The organism is Microbacterium sp. 71-23 (genome assembly GCF_001897265.1).
GTDB lineage: Bacteria > Actinomycetota > Actinomycetes > Actinomycetales > Microbacteriaceae > Microbacterium > Microbacterium ginsengisoli.
The window spans coordinates 289,611-306,816 of record NZ_MKSL01000017.1 but is presented as its reverse complement, the minus strand read 5'-3'; the positions used below and the strand labels follow the sequence as shown (position 1 = coordinate 306,816).

Genomic DNA, 17,206 nt, shown 5'->3' with positions numbered 1-17,206 from the left:
GCGAGGCGCGCGCCGCTCTCGAGCCGGTACATTCCGGGCGTCGCCACAGCCCCCGCGACATGCACGTAGACCTGTCCGAACGGCGCGGCAGAGGGCGAGGTGGATGCCGCGGCATCCATCACGTCTGTCGACCCGCCGGATCGCACCATGCCGATGACGACGGTCACCCCGAGGGCGAGGAGCACGACGACCACGGCCGCCCCGACGCCCACCCGCACACCCGGGCGCACAGTGGGGAGGTCATCGGAGCCGCGCACACCCCGACGCTAGGCGCGCCGGTCTCGCGGCCCGGGCGCCACCGCGGTGCCGGGTGGACGACCGGTGCCCCGGCGTCGCTGTGGAGGGCTCAGCGCGTGCTGAGGCTGACGACCTTCGGGGCGCGCACGATCGCGCGCACGATCTGCTTGTCGCCGAGGGCGCGCACGACCCGCTCGTCGGCGCGGGCGAGCTTCTCGAGCTCCTCCGCGCCGATGCGCGCCGGCACCTCGAGGGTGGCCCGCACCTTGCCGTCGATCTGCACGACAGCCGTCACGGCGTCCTCGATGAGCAGCGTCGGGTCGGCCTGGCGCCATCCTGCGAGCCCCACGAAGGGCTCGTAGCCGAGCTGCTCCCATATCTCCTCCGCAGTGTGCGGGGCGAACAGGTCGAGCACGAGCGCCACCGCCTCGATCGCCTCGCGCACGGCGGCGTCGCCCGCTCCGGCTCCCCCGTCGATCGTCTTGCGGATGGCGTTGACGAGCTCCATGAGGCGCGCGACCACGACGTTGAACTTGGTCTGCTCGACGAGGGTCGGCACATCGGACCACAGCTTGTGGGTGACGCGGCGGAGCGCGGCATCCCCTTCGGCCCAGACCACCTCGGGGTCGCTCGTGACCTCACCGGCGATGCGCAGCGCCCGCGCGAGGAACTTCGCCGCCCCGACCGTCGAGACGTCCTTCCAGTCCTTGTCGTCCTCCACCGGGCCGGCGAAGGCGAGGGCCACGCGCAGCGCGTCGGCGCCGTGCGCGTCGAGCTCGTCCTGGAAGAGCACGAGGTTGCCCTTGCTCTTGGACATCTTCGACCCGTCGAGGATGACCATGCCCTGGTTGATCAGGCTCGAGAACGGCTCGGTGAAGTCGACGAGACCCATGTCATAGAGCGCCTTCGTGACGAAGCGCGCGTAGAGCAGGTGCAGGATGGCGTGCTCGACTCCGCCGATGTAGAAGTCGACCGGCGCCCAGGCACGCGCCGCGGCCGGGTCGAACGCCTGCGTGGCGTCGCCGGGCGAGAGGAAGCGCAGGAAGTACCACGAGCTGTCGACGAACGTGTCCATCGTGTCGGGGTCGCGCAGCGCCCGCTCCCCCGTCTCGGGGTCGACGCTCTCGACCCACGACGTTGCGGCGCCGAGGGGCGACGAGCCCTTCGGCTTCAGGTCGAGGCCTTCGGAGGCGGGCAGCGTCACCGGCAGCTGGTCGCCGGGCACCGGCACGATGCGACCGTCGTCGGTGTGCAGCATCGGGATGGGCGTGCCCCAGTAGCGCTGACGGGAGATCAGCCAGTCGCGCAGGCGATACGTGCGGGACGCGCGGCCGGTGCCGGCCGCCTCGAGCAGCTCGATCGCGCGCGTGATGGCGTTGCGCTTGCTGAGTCCGTCGAGGGGTCCCGAGTTGACCATGCGGCCCTCGCCCGTGAGCGCGATGCCCGTGGTGGCGGGGTCGAGGTCGGCTAGGGATGCCTCGTCGGCGCCGAGGTCGAGCGGGGTACCCGCGGCATCCGTCTCGATCACCGGGATCGCCCCGGTGACGGGAGCCGTCGTGTCGACCACGATGCGCACGGGGAGGTCGAACGCGCGCGCGAAGTCGAGGTCGCGCTGGTCGTGCGCGGGAACGGCCATGACCGCGCCGTGGCCATAGTCGGCCAGCACGTAGTCGGCCGCCCAGATCGGCAGACGCTCGCCGTTGATCGGGTTGATCGCAAAGCGGTCGAGGAACACGCCGGTCTTCGGCCGATCGGTGTTCTGACGGTCGACCTCGCTCGTCATGCGGACGCTCGCCAGGTAGTCCTGGAAGCGCAGCCGCACCTCGGCGGACGAGCCGGCCGCCAGCTCCGCCGCGAGGTCGGAGTCGGGGGCGATCACCATGAAGGTCGCGCCGTGCAGCGTGTCGGGGCGGGTCGAGAAGACCGTCACCTTCTCGGCGCGGCCCTCGATCTCGAAGTCGATGTCGGCGCCGACCGAGCGTCCGATCCAGTTGCGCTGCATCTGGATGACCTTCTGCGGCCAGAATCCCTCGAGCTGGTTCAGGTCGTCGAGCAGCCGGTCGGCGTAGTCGGTGATGCGGAAGAACCACTGCGTGAGCTTCTTCTTCTCGACCAGCGCGCCGCTGCGCTCGCTCGTGCCGTCCGCCAGCACCTGCTCGTTGGCGAGCACCGTCTGATCGACCGGGTCCCAGTTGACCAGCGCATCCTTGCGGTAGGCGAGGCCCTTCTCGTAGAGGCGCTGGAACAGCCACTGGTTCCACTGGTAGTAGTCGGGGTCGCTCGTGTGCAGCACACGCGACCAGTCGAACGAGACGCCGTAGGCCTTGAGGCTCGTGCGCTGCTGCGCGATGTTGTCGTACGTCCACGTCACGGGGTTCGCGCCGCGCTTGATGGCGGCGTTCTCGGCCGGCAGTCCGAAGGAGTCCCAGCCGATCGGGTGCAGCACGTTGTACCCGCGGTGCCGCCAGTAGCGGGCGACGATGTCGCTGTAGAGGTAGTTTTCGGCGTGACCCATGTGCAGATCGCCCGACGGGTACGGGAACATCGCGAGCACGTACTTGCGGGGGCGGGTATCGGCGGCGTCGCCGGCGCGGAACGGGTCCGCGGTCGCCCACCGTTCCTGCCACTTCGCCTGGATGGCGTGCACGTCGTCCGACGGAGACGGTGCGGCTGAGGTGGTGGGGGCGTTCGTCGACACAGAGATACCTATCCGATGGATGCTGCGGGGCGCGCCGAAGCGCAACCTTCAGGCTACCGGACCGCGCTCGGCCCAGTCCGGTGGCAGCGTCGCGCCGATCGCGGCGAGCGGCGCCCGCGCCTTGAGCGCGACCTCGGCGACCTCGTCCGCGGCGATCGACCCCCAGGTGATGCCCCCGCCGGCGCCGACCGTCACCCGGTCGCGCTCGATGAGGAGGCTTCGGATGGTCATGCCGAGGGTCGCCGTGCCGGATGCCGCCACCCACCCTGCGCACCCGGCGTAGGCGCCCCGCGGCTCGACCTCCAGCCGCCCGAGGATCTCGATCGCCGCGAGCTTCGGCGCCCCGCTCATCGAGCCTGCCGGCAGCGTGGCCCGCAGCACTTCATCGAGCGTGGTCCCGGGGTGGAGTCGCCCCGCGACGGTCGAGACGAGCTGGTGCACGGTGGGTGTGGACTCGAGGTGCAGCAGGCTCTCGACGGTGACGGTCGCGGGGTCGCAGATGCGGGCGAGGTCGTTGCGCATGAGGTCGACGATCATCACGTTCTCGGCCCGCTCCTTCGGGCTCTCGCGCAGCTCGGCGACGAGAGCGGCATCCTCCACGTCATCGTCGGCGCGGCGGCGCGTGCCCTTGATGGGACTGGTGCGCACGACTCCTCCCCCGATCTCCAGGAACGTCTCGGGGCTGCCGCCGGCGAGGGCCACGCCTCCGACGCGCACGAACAGCCCGCGTCGCGCGCCCGTGAGCCGGCGCAGGCGCAGGTACGCGTCGACCGGGTCGACGGCGGCATCGACGCTCATCGAGGTCGTCAGGCAGAGCTGATACGCGTCGCCACGGCGGATGTGCTCCCGGCATCGTTCGACGAGCGTGGCGTAGAGGTCGGGGCTGTCGCGCGAGTGTGCCGGCCCGAGCGGCGGGGCGACGGGAGGGTGGGCGTTCGCGAGGGGCACCCGCAGGCGATCGGCGGCCGGTCCCGTGAGCGCTACGGAGCCGGTGCGGCGGTCGATGCGCGCGACCGTCTCGACGCGCAGCCACCCGTCGGGCAGGCCGCCGGCGGGCACGTCGGCCCCCGCTCGCCGTGCGGCGTCGTCGTACCCCCACCAGCCGACCCAGTCGGGGGACGCCTCGCCGGCGGAGCGCCCGCCGACCACGACCTGTCGGGGTTCCTCCGGCGAGACCGGCGAGCCGATCCCGACCCAGTCGACGCCGTCCGGTCCGGTGCCGGCGTCGATCCAGAACAGGTGCGGCTCGTGTCGCAGCGCAGCGAACAGGCGCGCGGCCGTCGGAGCCGCGGCATCCGGTTGCGACACGACGCCCATCCACTCAGGTTAGATGCGGCATCCGCCCCTACGCTCGCATCGTGGATCAGGTTCTGACGTGGCTGCTCGACGCCGTGCAGTCGGTGGATCCGCTCGTGCGCGTGCTCATCGTGGGCTTCGCGATGATGTGCGAGACCAGCATCCTCATCGGCCTCATCGTTCCCGGCGACACCGTCGTGATCGTCGCCGCGACCGCCGTCACCACCCCGCTGCAGGGCGTCGCGATCGCGACCGCCGCCGTCGTGGGGGCGCTCATCGGCGAGTCGATCGGGTATGCGCTCGGCAAGTTCCTGGGGCCGAAGATCCGGATGTCGCGCCTCGGCCGTCGCATCGGCGAGCACAACTGGCTGCGGGCGGAGAACTATCTGCAGCGCCGCGGCGGCATCGCCATCTTCCTGTCGCGGTTCTTGCCGGTGCTGCACTCGCTCGTGCCGCTCACCGTCGGCATGTCGGGGTATTCGTATCGGCGCTTCCTGGCATGGACGACGCCGGCGTGCGTCATCTGGGCGGCGCTCTACGTGACAGTCTCCGCCCTCGCGTCGGGCACGTACCGCGATCTCTCGGGCGAGATCCATTTCGCTGGCTACGTGTTCGTCGGCATCATCGTCGTGTACGTCGTGCTCGTGTATGTCGTCAAGAAGGTCATCGAACGGGCCGAGCGCAAGCACCTCGCGACGGACGGGGAGCCCACGGGCGCGGCATCCGACGTGACAGACTGAACGGGTGCCCTCCCGCTCGACCGATTCCCCCCGGCCCGCGAAGGTGCTCTGGCTCGCCCGACTGGAGCGTCGATTCCACGCCTGGCGTGAGCGCCGCGCCCGCCGCCGCGGCCTGACGCCTGTCGTCGCCGCGTTCCCGGGCTACGGGGGCGCGGACTGGGTACGTGTGCTCGGCCGCGTCATGATCGTGCCGCCGGCATCTCGTGCGTCGCGGGCGTCGTACACCGGCGTGCGCGGGTGGCGCAGCTTCGCTGCGGTGCCCATCGCCCATGCCCGGGTCGAGGTGCTCATCGACGGGGCGGCGCATGAGGTGACCGCCGACGCAGGCGGCGTGGTCGACGTCGTGGTTCCGGCCCGGCTCGAACCCGGGTGGCAGGAGTTCTCCGTCTCGGTCGAAGGCGGCGAGCCGATCACGATGCGCACCTTCATCGTCGGAGCGGAGGTCACCTTCGGCGTGGTCTCGGACGTCGACGACACGGTGATGGTCACCGCGCTCCCCCGCCCGCTGCTCGCCGCATGGAACTCGTTCGTCGTGAACGAGCACGCCCGCCAACCCGTGCCGGGCATGGCGGTGCTGCTCGAACGACTTGCGACCCAGCACCCCGGCGCTCCGGTCATCTACCTCTCGACGGGCGCGTGGAATGTCGCCCCCACTCTTCGCCGGTTCCTGCGGCGTCATCTGTTCCCCGCAGGCGCCATGCTGCTCACCGACTGGGGACCCACCCACGACCGTCTGTTCCGCAGCGGTCGACTCCACAAGCAGGAGAACCTCGAACGGCTCGCCCGCGAGTTCCCACACGTGCGCTGGCTGCTCGTCGGCGACGACGGACAGCACGATGACGCGCTCTACACGGCGTTCACGATCGTACATCCCGACAACGTCGCCGGTGTCGCCATCCGACGCCTCACACCGGCGGAAGCCGTGCTCGCGGGCGGTCGGACGGCGGTTGACGACCACTCCGCGGCATCCGTGCCGTGGGTCACCGGAGACGACGGCGCAGCGCTCATGAAGAAGCTCGCCGGCGTCGGACTCGTGTCGGGACGCTGACGTCGTACCCCGGGCCTAGGCTCAGGGCCATGTGCGGAAGATTCGTGGTCGCGAACGTCGGATCCGAGCTCGTCGGCGTGCTGCGGGCCGACACGATCGCGGACGATCTGCCCCAGCCCTCGTACAACGTCGCACCGACGATGAGGGCGGCGATCGTGCTCGACTCGGCGAAGACCGATCCCCCGACCCGCCGCGTCGAAGCCGCGCGGTGGGGTCTCGTTCCCGCGTGGGCCAAGGACCCGTCCATCGGCACGCGCGCCTTCAACGCTCGCAGCGAAGAGGTCGAGGACAAGCCGATGTTCCGAGCGGCGCTGGTGAAGCGTCGGGCCATCGTGCCGGCGACGGGGTACTTCGAGTGGCAGCAGACGCCCGATGGCAAGGTGCCCCACTACATCCATCCCGCCGATGACGCCCCTCTGTTCTTCGCGGGACTCTACGAGTGGTGGAAGGACCCGTCGAAGGCCGACGACGATCCCGCGCTGTGGCTGCTGAGCTTCACGATCCTCACCCGGTCGGCGGTCGGCCGGCTCGGCTCCATCCACGAGCGGATGCCCCTGTTCGTCGATGCGGACTTCGCCGACGCCTGGCTCGACACCGACCTCGACAACATCGGAGACGTGCTCGACGCCGCCATCGATGCGGCGCCCGACGTGGCCGAGTCGCTTGCCGACTGGCCGGTTGCGTCGCAGGTCGGCAACGTGCGCAACGACTCGCCCGCGAACATCCTGCCGGTCGGTCCCTGACGTATCCTCGTGCGGTGACCCTTCAGACGGATGCCGCACCACTGGCTCCGCCCGTCTGGCATGCGCTCGAGTCGGCTCATGCCGCCCGTGCCGACGCTCTGACGTCCGCGCATCGCGCGCGCAAGGCGCGCGGCGAGAAGCATCCCGTCGAGGACTTCCTCTTCACCTACTACGGCTACAAGCCTGCGGTGCTGCGCCGCTGGCACCCCGGCATCGGCGTCGCACTCGCGGATCCCGACGGCGTTCGCGCGCAGTGGCGTCACTACCGCACGGACGACGGGGTCAGCGCTGTGCACGCCGCTGCTCTCGCCGAGTCCCACGGTGACCTGATCGCACGAGTCGGTGATCTACTCACGGCCGTGCATTCCCGTCGCGGCATGTACGGTTGCTTCGGCCTCCACGAGTGGGCGATGGTCTACCGAGCGCCCGAGACGCGTCATGAGGTACCGCTGCGGCTGGGGTCCGCCGGCACCGACGCCGTGGTGGAGGCCTCCGTTCTGCAGTGCTCGCACGTCGACGCGGTGCGCTTCTTCACACCCGCGGCACTGCCCCGCAACGCTCACCGGCCGACACGGGAGCTGCAGCGCGATTTCGACCAGCCGGGATGCCTGCACGTCAACATGGATCTCTACAAGTGGGCGATCAAGCTCGGTCCGCTCGTGCCCGGTGAGGTGCTGCTCGATGCGTTCGAGCTCGCCCGCGACATCCGCGAACTCGACATGCGCGCCTCGCCGTACGACCTCGGCGACTGGGGGTACGAGCCCGTGCGCATCGAGACTCCCGAGGGCAAGGCGGCGTATGTGAGCGCCCAGCGCGCCTTCACCGCACGGGCGGACGAGATTCGCGGCGCGCTCCTGGCGGCGCACGCGGACTACAGCGCGGCGCTCACCCGCTCGGCGTAGGACTCCAGGCGTGCGAACTCGGGGCGAGCTCCGCGCACGCGCACGGCGTCCGCGCCGACAGCGCACGCGAGCGTCAGCGCCACGTGCGCGTCGAGTCCGCCCGCGAGTGCGATCGTCACCGCGGCGCAGAAGGCGTCTCCCGCGCCGACGGTGTCGACGGGTGTGACGCGCTCGGCGGGCACGCGCGCGATCTCGGTTCCGCGCTCCAGCAATGACGCACCGCCGGCGCCGTGCGTCACGACGACGCGCTGCGCGGTGGCCAGAGCGGGCAGTGCCGCGTACTCGCTGTCGTTGACGATCACCAGGTCCGCACGCGCGATCGCAGCTCCGCTCAGTGCGCGCGCGGGAGCAGCGTTGATCGCGAGGTAGCCGGTTGCCTCGGATGCGAGCCGGTCGATCACGGCGAGAGGGATTTCCAGCTGGGTGAGAATCACGGATGCCGCCACCACCGCCTCGTCCGTCACGGTCAGCGTCTCGTTCGCCCCGGCGCACACGACGATCTGGTTCTCACCCGCAGCGTCGACGGCGATCAGCGCCGTGCCGGTCGGCTCGACACTCGTGCCGACGGCGGACACATCCACCCCGGCCTGTCGCAGCGCCTCGCGCATCTCGCGCCCGTCGGCGTCGTCGCCCACCGCACCGATCATCACGGTGGCGGCTCCGAGGCGCGCGGCCGCCGCGGCCTGATTGGCTCCCTTTCCGCCCGGCGATCGACGCAGGCGTCCGCCTCCGACCGTCTCCCCCGCCGCAGGCAGACGTTCCACATCGGCGACGATGTCGATGTTGATGCTGCCGATCACCAGCAACCGCGTCTGGTGTGTGATCCGGGCGACATCTGCGGCGTCTAGCATCGCTCCAGGCTACGCGTGCGCGTGGTCCGAACGGAGAACCATGTCGTCTGCACGTCCCCGCCCGGTCTACTTCGACTGCGATACGGGCGTCGACGACAGCGTGGCGCTCGCGTTGCTGCTGGCATCGCCGGAGATCGCGCTGGTCGGCATCGGCACGGTCAGCGGCAACGTCGATTCGACGCAGGCGGCCCGCAACACGCTCGACCTGCTCGCTCTGGCGGCGCGCGACGACGTGCCGGTCGCCGTGGGCGCCCACGACCATCTCTCCCACGCGCACGATGGCGGCGTCCCTCACATCCACGGGCACAACGGTGTCGGAGACGTCGTGCTGCCGACGTCCCCGATCGAGCCCGACCCGCGCACGGCCGTGCAGCTCCTCCTCGACCTGTCTCATGCGCACTCCGGTGAGCTCGTCGTCGTCACGGTGGGTCCCCTCACCAATCTCGCGCTGGCGCTGCGTGCGGATCCGACGTTGCCCGAACGCGTCGCCTCCGTCGTCACGATGGGGGGCGCGGCGCTCGTTCCGGGAAACATCACCGCCGTCGCGGAGGCGAACATCTACAACGATGCCGAGGCCGCGGCCGAGGTGGCCGAGGCATCCTGGCCGCTCACCCTGGTTCCGCTCGACGTGACTCTCGAGCACCGCCTCGATGAGGACGATCGGGCGGCGCTGTTGGCCTCGGGGCAGCCTCTCGCGCGGGCGATCGGCGACATCCTCGACCTGTACTTCGACTTCTACGTCGGCCTCTACGGCACGCGCAGCTGCGCGCTGCACGACCCCCTCGCGGCGGCGATCGCCATCGGTCTCGTGACGCCCAGCGTGGCACCCGCCGTTCCTCTGGTGGTCGATGCCGGCGATGGTCCCGGGCGCGGTCAGACGATCGCCGACCTGCGGGCGCCGCGTACGGGCTACATCGACCACCCGGGCGTGACGACGCGCATCGTGCTCGACACCGACCGTGCGCTGGCGCCGGTGCTCATCGAGCGTCTGACGACGCCGCGGGCCTGAACGCCCGAGCGAAGATGGCCCGACCGCGGGTCGCGAGTGCCGCGCGTTCGTCCTCGTCGGAGCGGGCCAGTACCGTCGCGATCATCCCGACGGCCAGCAGCACGTCGTCGACGTCGACATGCGATGCGAGTGCGCCCGTCTCGCGCTCCGTGCGCACCAGGCGTCCGACGATCGCGGCGAACCGCGCGCCGAGGCGCTCGACGTCGGGATCGTGCCGGTCCGCCTCGACGAGGTCGATCATCGCGGTCGAGACGACGGCCTGAGCGCAGACCACGTCGAACAGGGCGGTGAGTCCGGTGCCGGATGCCGCGACGAACTGCTCCACCTCATCGAGGTTCTCGTCGAACACGGCAGCCGCGAGCGCCGTACGGGACGGGAAGTGCCGATAGAGGCTGCCTTGGCCGACCCCTGCCCGGCGGGCCACCGCCGACAACGGCGCGGAGAGTCCCTGCTCCCCGAAGACCTCGCGCGCGGCAGCCAGAAGTGCCGCGCGATTCGCCGGGCCGGCCGCGCGTCCCCGATTGGGACGAGCAGCATCTTTCGCGGAGGACGACATGGGCATAACCTAATACCGGACACAGTTGTCCGGTAGAAAGGGGACCCCATGTCCGGCTCGACGCTCACCGCAAACTCCTCCATCGCCGACTGGCTCGCCGACCCGGCGGGCAACGCGATCCTCACCGAGATGCTCGCTCAGAACGGGCAGACTCCCGACGTGTTCAAGCCCGTCCGTCGGCTCGCCATCAAACGGCTGGTCCCGCTCAGCCGCGGAATGTTCACGCAGGAGATGCTGGATGACCTCGTGCGGCGCGCAGCATCGGGAGAAGTGCCCGCTGGCGCACCCGCATCGATCGACACCGACGCGCCGCCCGCGGCATCCGTCCCCGCCGTCGAACCATGGACCGAACGGATCGACGCGGGCCGCTTCGCCGGCAAGACGGTGATCGTCACCGGTGCAGGCTCGGGCATCGGACGCGCCACCGCCTCGCGCATCGCGCGCGAGGGCGGCCACGTGATCGCCGTCGACGTGAGCGCCCCGCGTCTCGAGGAGTTCGCCGGAGAACATGCGGATGTCGCAGTCACGACCATCGTCGCCGACATCACCGACGATGCGGGCGTCGACGCGATCATGGCCGCCGCGGGCGACACGGTCGATGGCCTCGCCAACATCGCCGGCATCATGGACGACATGACGCCCGTGGGCGAGCTCACCGACGCGGTGTGGAACCGTGTCATGGCGATCAACGTCACGGGCACGATGAAGCTGATGCGTGCCGTGATCCCCGGCATGGTCGCGCGCGGATCCGGAGCGATCGTGAACACCGCCTCCGAGGCCGCGCTCCGCGGCTCGGCCGCAGGCGCCGCCTACACCGCCTCGAAGCATGCAGTGGTGGGGCTCACGAAGTCGAGCGCGTTCATGTACGGGCCGAGCGGCCTGCGTGTCAACGCCGTCGCACCGGGCGCCACGATCACGAACATCGAGGCCTCGTTCGCCTCGCCTCTGGGCGCCGAACGTGTGCAGTCCGCGATGGTGCTCATCCCGGGCGCCGTGGAGGCCGAGGCGCTCGCGGCATCCATCACCTTCCTGCTGAGCGACGACGGTGTGAACGTCAACGGCGTCGTTCTCGCGAGCGACGGCGGCTGGTCGGCCGCCTGATCCACGGAACGACGAAGGGCTCCCGATGGTCGTGAGCCCTTCGCGTGTGGTGGACCTGAGGGGACTCGAACCCCTGACCCCCTGCATGCCATGCAGGTGCGCTACCAGCTGCGCCACAGGCCCGTTTCTGGGTGTCACCCCTCGCGGGGCAACTCGATGAGCTTACTACATCGACGGCAAGGACACCGAATCGAGGCGGCTCATTCGGCGGATGCCGCGGGCACCGCTACCGACAGCACCGGGCAGTCCTTCCACAGACGTTCGAGGCCGTAGAACATGCGCTCCTCCTCGTGGAAGACGTGCACGACGATGTCTCCGAAGTCGAGCAGGATCCACCGGGATTCCTCGCGGCCCTCGCGCCGCAGGCGCTTGATGCCGGCTTCGAGCAGTCGCTCCTCCACCTCGTCGGCGATCGCCGCCACGTTGCGCTCATTGCGTCCCGTGACGAGCAGGAAGGCATCGACAAGCGGCAGCGGCTCCGACACGTCGAGCGCGACCAGATCTTCTCCGCCCTTGGAGTCGGCGGCGGCAGCGGCGACCTGCAGGGCGTCGATCGTCGACGCAGACGCCGTCACGAGAGGGCCCCGGTCGCGAAGGCGGCAACGAGGGCGACGACGAGCGCCAGCGCCAGCGCACCGGCCGTGATCGAGAGCACGAGCAGAAGACGGTTGCCCTTCTCGGGCGCTGGCGGACGGATGATCTCGCCAGAACCGTTCTTCACCGTGCTGATGGCCGCACTCGCGGAGATCGGTGTCGGCGACGACGCGGCCGGCAGCTCGCCGTCGATGAGCACAGCGTCGACCTCGTGGCCATCGGCCGCGCCTTCAACGTGCCCACGTGAGCCGAATCCCTCGGGCAGCTCGAACGTGCCGGTGATCAGCACCTCACCCGTGCCCGTGATGGGCGCGACGAGTGAGCCCGTCAGGAGAGGGTTCTGATTGACGATGAGGGCATTGGATGTCGACGTCGATCCACTCGACTCCCCGCCGGCGATCAGCAGATCATCGAAAGACGCTGACGGCACGGAGGCGGACCGCAGCTTGTCGAAGAGCCCCTCGCCGAGCGACGGATTCACCGTCACCTGTGACTCCTCGCGCGGAGGTGCGATGGGCACCTCCTCGACGAGCACGGCCGAGAGGGACTCTTCAGCGACCTCGACGGGCGTCGCCGACGCATCGGCGGCGAACACCGGAGCGGGGGATGCATCGCTCGCCACGGCGGGCGATGCCGGCTCGGGTGAGACCACCGGAATCGACGCCGTGCGGATCCGCTCCTGCTCGCGGGCCTGCCGGCGGGTGAGCGGGGACACACCGAGGTCGACGGAAGCGGCGGGACCGGGCGCCGGGCGCAGGTCGACGGGCTCCGCCGGCCGGGCGAGAGGAACAGCAGCGACAGGGGCGGCAGCGGGTGTGGCGACATCCGGTGTCTCGACCGCCTCTGCGGTCGCCTCGTCGACCACCGGGGTCGAACCGGTGTTGCGCAGGTCGCGCAGCTGACGACGCGTCAGCGGCGGCGTGCCGGACTGATCAGGGGAACTCATGCCTTGCTCCGATAGAGGTGATGTTTCGCAATGTACTGGACGACCCCGTCGGGAACGAGGTACCACACCGGTTGTCCGCGTTCTACGCGCGCCCGGCAGTCCGTGGAGGAGATCGCGAGGGCGGGAACCTCGAGCAGACTCACGCCACGGGGCGGCAGGCCGTCGGCGCTGAGCACGTGACCGGGGCGCGACACCGCGACGAAGTGGGCGAGATCCCACAGCCCATCATTGTCCTTCCAACTGAGAATCTGCGCTATGGCGTCAGCTCCCGTGATGAAGAAGAGGTCGGCACCCGGGTAGTGCGACTGGATGTCCCGCAGCGTGTCGACCGTGTAGGTGGGACCGTCACGATCGATATCGACGCGGCTCACACGGAACTGCGGGTTCGCGGCCGTCGCGATCACCGTCATCAGATAGCGGTGCTCGCTCTCGGTCACCCGGGACTTCTGCCAGGGCGTGCCGGTGGGAACGAACACGACCTCATCGAGATCGAAGGATGCCGCCACCTCCGACGCGGCGACCAGGTGTCCGTGATGGATCGGGTCGAACGTGCCGCCCATGACGCCGATGCGCGGCGTCCGTGCTGCAGCCGTCATGCAGGGCCTTAGTGGCCGTGACCCGCCTGCTCGAGCTCCTTGGCGTGCGACTTCGCATAGGCCTCCGCCTTGTGCGCGTGACGGTTCGCCGTGTGGCGGTACGAGAGCGTGACGAGCCCGAGGAGAGCGAACACCGAGATGGCGATGATCGGGAACACGATCGTCTCGAGCATCACGTTGCCGTGGCTCTCTTCGGCCGCGGACACGAGGATGGTCGCGAAGGTCATGGGTACTCCGTTCGGATGGGGGCGCGCGCGCCCGCTCAGTCTATGCCGTCAGGCACGCACCTGCCCGGCGCCCCGGGCGAGCCACTTCGTGCTGGTGAGTTCGGGAAGGCCCATCGGTCCGCGGGCGTGCAGCTTCTGTGTGGAGATGCCCACCTCGGCGCCGAAGCCGAACTCGCCACCGTCGGTGAACCGGGTCGAGGCATTCACCATCACGACGGCCGAGTCGACCTCCGCGAGGAACCGTTCGGCATTGGCCTCGTCGGCCGTGAGGATCGACTCCGTGTGGTGGGTCGAATAGGTGCGGATGTGCGCGAGCGCGTCGTCGAGGTCGTCGACGACCTTCATGGCCACATCCAGGGTCAGGTATTCCGTCGCCCAGTCCGCCTCGGTCGCGGGCACGACGCCGGGTGCCAGGGCGCCGACGGTCGAGTCGCCGTGGATCGTGACACCCGCCGCAGCGAGGGCGGCCGCCACATCCGGGATCAGACGCTCCGCCGCATCGCGGTGCACGAGGATCGTCTCGACCGAGTTGCAGACGCTCGGGCGCTGCGCCTTCGCGTTGACCGCGATATCCGCCGCCCAATCCGCGCGCGCCGTCTCGTCGAGGAAGATGTGCACGACACCTGCCCCCGTCTCGATGACCGGCACCGTGGACTCTGTCACGACGGTCTCGATGAGCTGCGCACTCCCCCGCGGGACCAGCACGTCGATCAGACCACGAGCGTGCATGAGCTCGCGGGCACCGTCGCGGCCTTCGTCGTCGAGAGTCTGGATCGCCTCGGGGTCGACACCCTCTGCGGCGAGAGCCTCCCGCATGACGCGCACCAGCTCTGCGTTGCTCGCCGCGGCCGCCGTGCCCCCTCGGAGCACCACGGCGTTGCCCGACCGCAGCGCGAGCGCCGCGATGTCGACGGTCACATTGGGACGAGCCTCATAGATCGAGCCGACCACGCCCAGCGGGACGGACACCTTGGTGAGCGTCACCCCACCCGCGATCACGCGCTCATCGAGCACGCGTCCCACCGGATCGGGGAGAGCCGCGGCATCGCGCACGGCACCGGCGAGGGCGCCCACGCGGGCCTCATCGAGGCGCAGACGGTCGAGCAGACCGGGCGCGAGCCCGTCCCGCTCGCCCCGCGCGAGATCGTCGGCGTTGGCCGCGACGATCGCCGCGGCATCCGCCTCGATCGCGTCGGCGATCGCACGCAGTAAGGATGCCTTCTTGTCGTCACCGAGCAGGCCGATCTGACGCGATGCGTCGCGAGCCAGAACCATCCGCTCGCGAGCGGTGGTGCGCACCAGGGTCATCCCGCCAGTGTATCCGCGCCGGTGCTCACCGGTCCCGTGAGCGGATGCCGCGGCGCCTGGTCATCCGGCACGAACCATGTGCCGACGTGCTCACCCCCGAGCGCCTCGCCGATGAGATCTGCGCTGGTCACGAGTACGCCCACTCCCGCGGCCGCGGCGAGCGTGGCGGCCGAGACCTTGGTCGCCGCTCCCCCGGTGCCGACGCTGTTGACGACGACCGAGCCGAACTCGTAGCCGGCGAGATCGTCTCCGAACGCGACGGTGTCGATCGGCGTCGCCCCGGGCTCACCGGGCGGGCGGGTGTACAGGCACTCGATGTCGCTCAACAGCACGAGCGCGTCCGCGCCGACGAGCCGCGCGACGAGCGCTGCGAGCCGGTCGTTGTCGCCGAAGCGGATCTCGTGGGTCGCGACCGTGTCGTTCTCGTTCACGATCGGAAGGATGCGCAGGCGCAGCAGGCGCTCCATCGCACGCCGCGCGTTCGACCGATGGGTCGCGTTCTCCAAGTCGCCGGCAGTGAGCAGCACCTGCCCTGCGACGATGGCGAACGGGCGAAGGGCCGCCTGGTAGCGATAGATCAGCACGTTCTGTCCGACGGCCGCCGCCGCCTGCTGGGTGGCAAGGTCTGTCGGTCGCTCGTCGAGACGCAGATACGGCATGCCGGTGGCGATGGCCCCCGAGGAGACCAGGACCACCTCGGTGCCCCGCCCGTACGCTTCCGCCAGGGCGGCGACGATCGGCTCGATCTTGTGGACGTTCTCGCCGCTGATCGAGGAGGATCCGACCTTCACGACCACGCGAGTCGCGCCGCGAAGCTCGGCGCGTGAGGTGACGGTCACTCGTCGTCCTCGTCGAACTCGTACGCGGACTCCGCGCGCGCGGCCGCCTTTGCATCCATCAGCTCGTGATACTGCTCACGGCGCTCGCGCGTCGTGCGACGCGTGCGATCATCCAGGCGCGGGTCTGTGCCTCGCGGCGCGGTCATGAGCTCGGCCGCCGAGGTGAGGGCGGGCTGCCAGTCGAAGACGATGCCGTCCCCCGGACCGATGACGACGGTGGCTCCGGGCGTCGCACCGACGCGGAACAGCTCGTCCTCGACGCCGAGCTTGGCCAGCCGGTCGGCGAGGAAGCCGACGGCCTCGTCATTCTGGAAGTCGGTCTGCTGCACCCACCGCACCGGCTTCTCGCCGAGGATGCGATAGATGTCGCCGTAGGTGCCGCCCTCGACGCGCACGGTGAAATCGGCCACCGCACCCTGCGGGCGGATGATCACGCGGGCCGGCGTGGGCGCGGATGACGCGACCTTCCGCTGCTCGGCGACGATCTCCGCCATCGCGAACGTGAGCTCGCGCAGCCCCTCGCGGCTGACCGTGGAGATCTCGAACACCCGATAGCCGCGCTGCTCGAGGTCACCGCGGACGAACTCGGCGAGTTCCTCCGCCTCGGGCACGTCCACCTTGTTGAGCGCGATGAGCTGAGGTCGCTCCAGGAGCGGCACCTGCCCTTCGGGCACCGGATAGGCACCCAGCTCGGCGAGGATGACATCGAGATCGCTCAGCGGGTCACGCCCCGGCTCGAGCGTGGCGCAGTCGAGCACGTGCACGAGCGCCGCGCAGCGCTCCACGTGGCGAAGGAACTCGAGGCCGAGTCCACGGCCGTCGCTGGCGCCCTCGATGAGCCCCGGGACATCCGCGATCGTGTAGCGGATGTCTCCCGCCTGCACGACGCCCAGATTGGGGTGCAGAGTCGTGAACGGATAGTCGGCGATCTTCGGGCGAGCCGCCGACACCGCCGCGATCAGGCTCGACTTCCCTGCCGAGGGGAAGCCCACGAGCGCCACGTCGGCGACGGTCTTCAGCTCGAGCCGGACATCGCCCTCCCAGCCGGGCGTGCCGAGAAGCGCGAAGCCCGGGGCCTTGCGCTTCGGGTTCGCGAGCGCCGCATTGCCGAGACCGCCGCGGCCACCGGGAGCGACCACCAGCCGCATGCCGGGCTCGATCAGATCGGCGATGAGCTCGCCGTCCTCCGTGGTGACGACGGTGCCCACCGGAACCGGCAGCTCGACGTCGTCGCCCTCGGCGCCCGAACGGTTGTCACCCATCCCGAACCCGCCGTTGCCGGCGGACCGGTGCGGTGAGTGGTGGTAGGACAGCAGGGTCGTGGTCTGCGGGTCGGCGACGAGCACGATGTCACCGCCGTCGCCGCCGTTGCCTCCGTCGGGACCGGCGAGCGGCTTGAACTTCTCACGACGTACCGACACACAGCCGTTGCCGCCCTTGCCGGCGCGCAGATGGAGCGTCACGGTGTCCACGAACGTGACCATGGCGGCATCCTCTCGATATGGGCCGGAAATG

At 70.1% G+C, this 17,206-nt stretch carries 17 protein-coding genes, 1 tRNA gene and 1 pseudogene (1 of these 19 running past the window's edge); 6 read left to right on the top strand and 13 right to left on the bottom strand.

The features are described from left to right. The 3 genes and pseudogenes from BGO15_RS14805 to BGO15_RS08125 all read right to left on the bottom strand — a co-directional run. A pseudogene (locus tag BGO15_RS14805) lies at positions 1-32 on the bottom strand (hypothetical protein); its annotated part reaches 34 nt to the left of the window's first position; the annotation flags it as partial. Between the two features lie 314 nt (positions 33-346). Further along, the gene (gene leuS / locus BGO15_RS08130) at positions 347-2,941 is read right to left on the bottom strand and encodes a leucine--tRNA ligase (protein ID WP_416361454.1); all 2,595 of its coding nucleotides are present in this window, start codon (positions 2,939-2,941) and stop codon (positions 347-349) included. 42 nt (positions 2,942-2,983) lie between these two features. Beyond that, positions 2,984-4,252: an anthranilate synthase component I family protein gene (locus tag BGO15_RS08125; protein WP_056518588.1), complete on the bottom strand. Its 1,269-nt coding sequence runs from the start codon at positions 4,250-4,252 to the stop codon at positions 2,984-2,986. Between the two features lie 41 nt (positions 4,253-4,293). Here BGO15_RS08125 and BGO15_RS08120 point away from each other — a divergent pair, with 41 nt between their 5' ends. The 4 genes from BGO15_RS08120 to BGO15_RS08105 are packed head-to-tail and all read left to right on the top strand — an operon-like array spanning position 4,294 to position 7,664. Next, positions 4,294-4,971 (top strand): DedA family protein, encoded by a 678-nt coding sequence (locus BGO15_RS08120; protein WP_056208742.1) that lies wholly within the window; start codon positions 4,294-4,296, stop codon positions 4,969-4,971. Positions 4,972-4,975: 4 nt separating this feature from the next. Further along, positions 4,976-6,019 (top strand): App1 family protein phosphatidate phosphatase, encoded by a 1,044-nt coding sequence (locus BGO15_RS08115; RefSeq protein WP_056208739.1) that lies wholly within the window; start codon positions 4,976-4,978, stop codon positions 6,017-6,019. 29 nt (positions 6,020-6,048) lie between these two features. Then, positions 6,049-6,762, top strand: coding sequence for an SOS response-associated peptidase (locus BGO15_RS08110; RefSeq protein ID WP_056208736.1), 714 nt, complete (start codon positions 6,049-6,051; stop codon positions 6,760-6,762). 14 nt (positions 6,763-6,776) lie between these two features. Then, positions 6,777-7,664 (top strand): hypothetical protein, encoded by an 888-nt coding sequence (locus BGO15_RS08105; RefSeq protein ID WP_056208734.1) that lies wholly within the window; start codon positions 6,777-6,779, stop codon positions 7,662-7,664. Here BGO15_RS08105 and BGO15_RS08100 read toward each other — a convergent pair. Further along, positions 7,634-8,515, bottom strand: a complete 882-nt coding sequence (locus BGO15_RS08100; RefSeq protein WP_056208731.1) for a ribokinase — start codon at positions 8,513-8,515, stop codon at positions 7,634-7,636. The genes BGO15_RS08105 and BGO15_RS08100 overlap by 31 nt on opposite strands. A 40-nt stretch (positions 8,516-8,555) precedes the next feature. On the opposite strand from BGO15_RS08100, the gene BGO15_RS08095 reads away from it, so the two are divergent. Next, positions 8,556-9,524, top strand: a complete 969-nt coding sequence (locus tag BGO15_RS08095) for a nucleoside hydrolase (RefSeq protein ID WP_056208726.1) — start codon at positions 8,556-8,558, stop codon at positions 9,522-9,524. On the opposite strand, the gene BGO15_RS08090 is transcribed toward BGO15_RS08095, so the two are convergent. Beyond that, entirely contained in the window at positions 9,493-10,080 is a 588-nt protein-coding gene (locus BGO15_RS08090) for a TetR family transcriptional regulator (RefSeq protein ID WP_082483175.1), read from the bottom strand. The two genes, BGO15_RS08095 and BGO15_RS08090, sit on opposite strands and share 32 nt — an antisense overlap. Positions 10,081-10,128: 48 nt before the next feature. On the opposite strand from BGO15_RS08090, the gene BGO15_RS08085 reads away from it, so the two are divergent. Then, the gene (locus BGO15_RS08085; RefSeq protein ID WP_056208721.1) at positions 10,129-11,181 is read left to right on the top strand and encodes an SDR family NAD(P)-dependent oxidoreductase; all 1,053 of its coding nucleotides are present in this window, start codon (positions 10,129-10,131) and stop codon (positions 11,179-11,181) included. Positions 11,182-11,228: 47 nt separating this feature from the next. Here the strand turns inward: BGO15_RS08085 and BGO15_RS08080 are convergent. From BGO15_RS08080 to obgE, 8 genes are all read right to left on the bottom strand, one after another. Next, a tRNA-Ala gene (locus BGO15_RS08080) sits at positions 11,229-11,304 on the bottom strand. Between the two features lie 77 nt (positions 11,305-11,381). Next, positions 11,382-11,756 carry a ribosome silencing factor gene (gene rsfS / locus BGO15_RS08075; protein ID WP_045248352.1) on the bottom strand — a complete coding sequence of 125 codons (375 nt, stop codon included), beginning with the start codon at positions 11,754-11,756 and terminating at the stop codon, positions 11,382-11,384. Further along, positions 11,753-12,721: a hypothetical protein gene (locus BGO15_RS08070; RefSeq protein ID WP_056208718.1), complete on the bottom strand. Its 969-nt coding sequence runs from the start codon at positions 12,719-12,721 to the stop codon at positions 11,753-11,755. Before BGO15_RS08070 ends, rsfS begins: the two co-directional genes overlap by 4 nt. Next, positions 12,718-13,317, bottom strand: coding sequence for a nicotinate-nucleotide adenylyltransferase (nadD, locus tag BGO15_RS08065; protein WP_045248354.1), 600 nt, complete (start codon positions 13,315-13,317; stop codon positions 12,718-12,720). Before nadD ends, BGO15_RS08070 begins: the two co-directional genes overlap by 4 nt. An 8-nt stretch (positions 13,318-13,325) precedes the next feature. Beyond that, the gene (locus BGO15_RS08060; protein WP_045248355.1) at positions 13,326-13,544 is read right to left on the bottom strand and encodes a hypothetical protein; all 219 of its coding nucleotides are present in this window, start codon (positions 13,542-13,544) and stop codon (positions 13,326-13,328) included. Between the two features lie 48 nt (positions 13,545-13,592). Then, entirely contained in the window at positions 13,593-14,852 is a 1,260-nt protein-coding gene (locus BGO15_RS08055; protein WP_056208716.1) for a glutamate-5-semialdehyde dehydrogenase, read from the bottom strand. Continuing rightward, positions 14,849-15,691 carry a glutamate 5-kinase gene (proB, locus tag BGO15_RS08050; RefSeq protein WP_056208713.1) on the bottom strand — a complete coding sequence of 281 codons (843 nt, stop codon included), beginning with the start codon at positions 15,689-15,691 and terminating at the stop codon, positions 14,849-14,851. Before proB ends, BGO15_RS08055 begins: the two co-directional genes overlap by 4 nt. After that, positions 15,688-17,175, bottom strand: coding sequence for a GTPase ObgE (gene obgE, locus BGO15_RS08045; protein ID WP_056208710.1), 1,488 nt, complete (start codon positions 17,173-17,175; stop codon positions 15,688-15,690). The genes proB and obgE overlap by 4 nt, the downstream gene beginning before the upstream one ends. Positions 17,176-17,206: the final 31 nt, after the last annotated feature.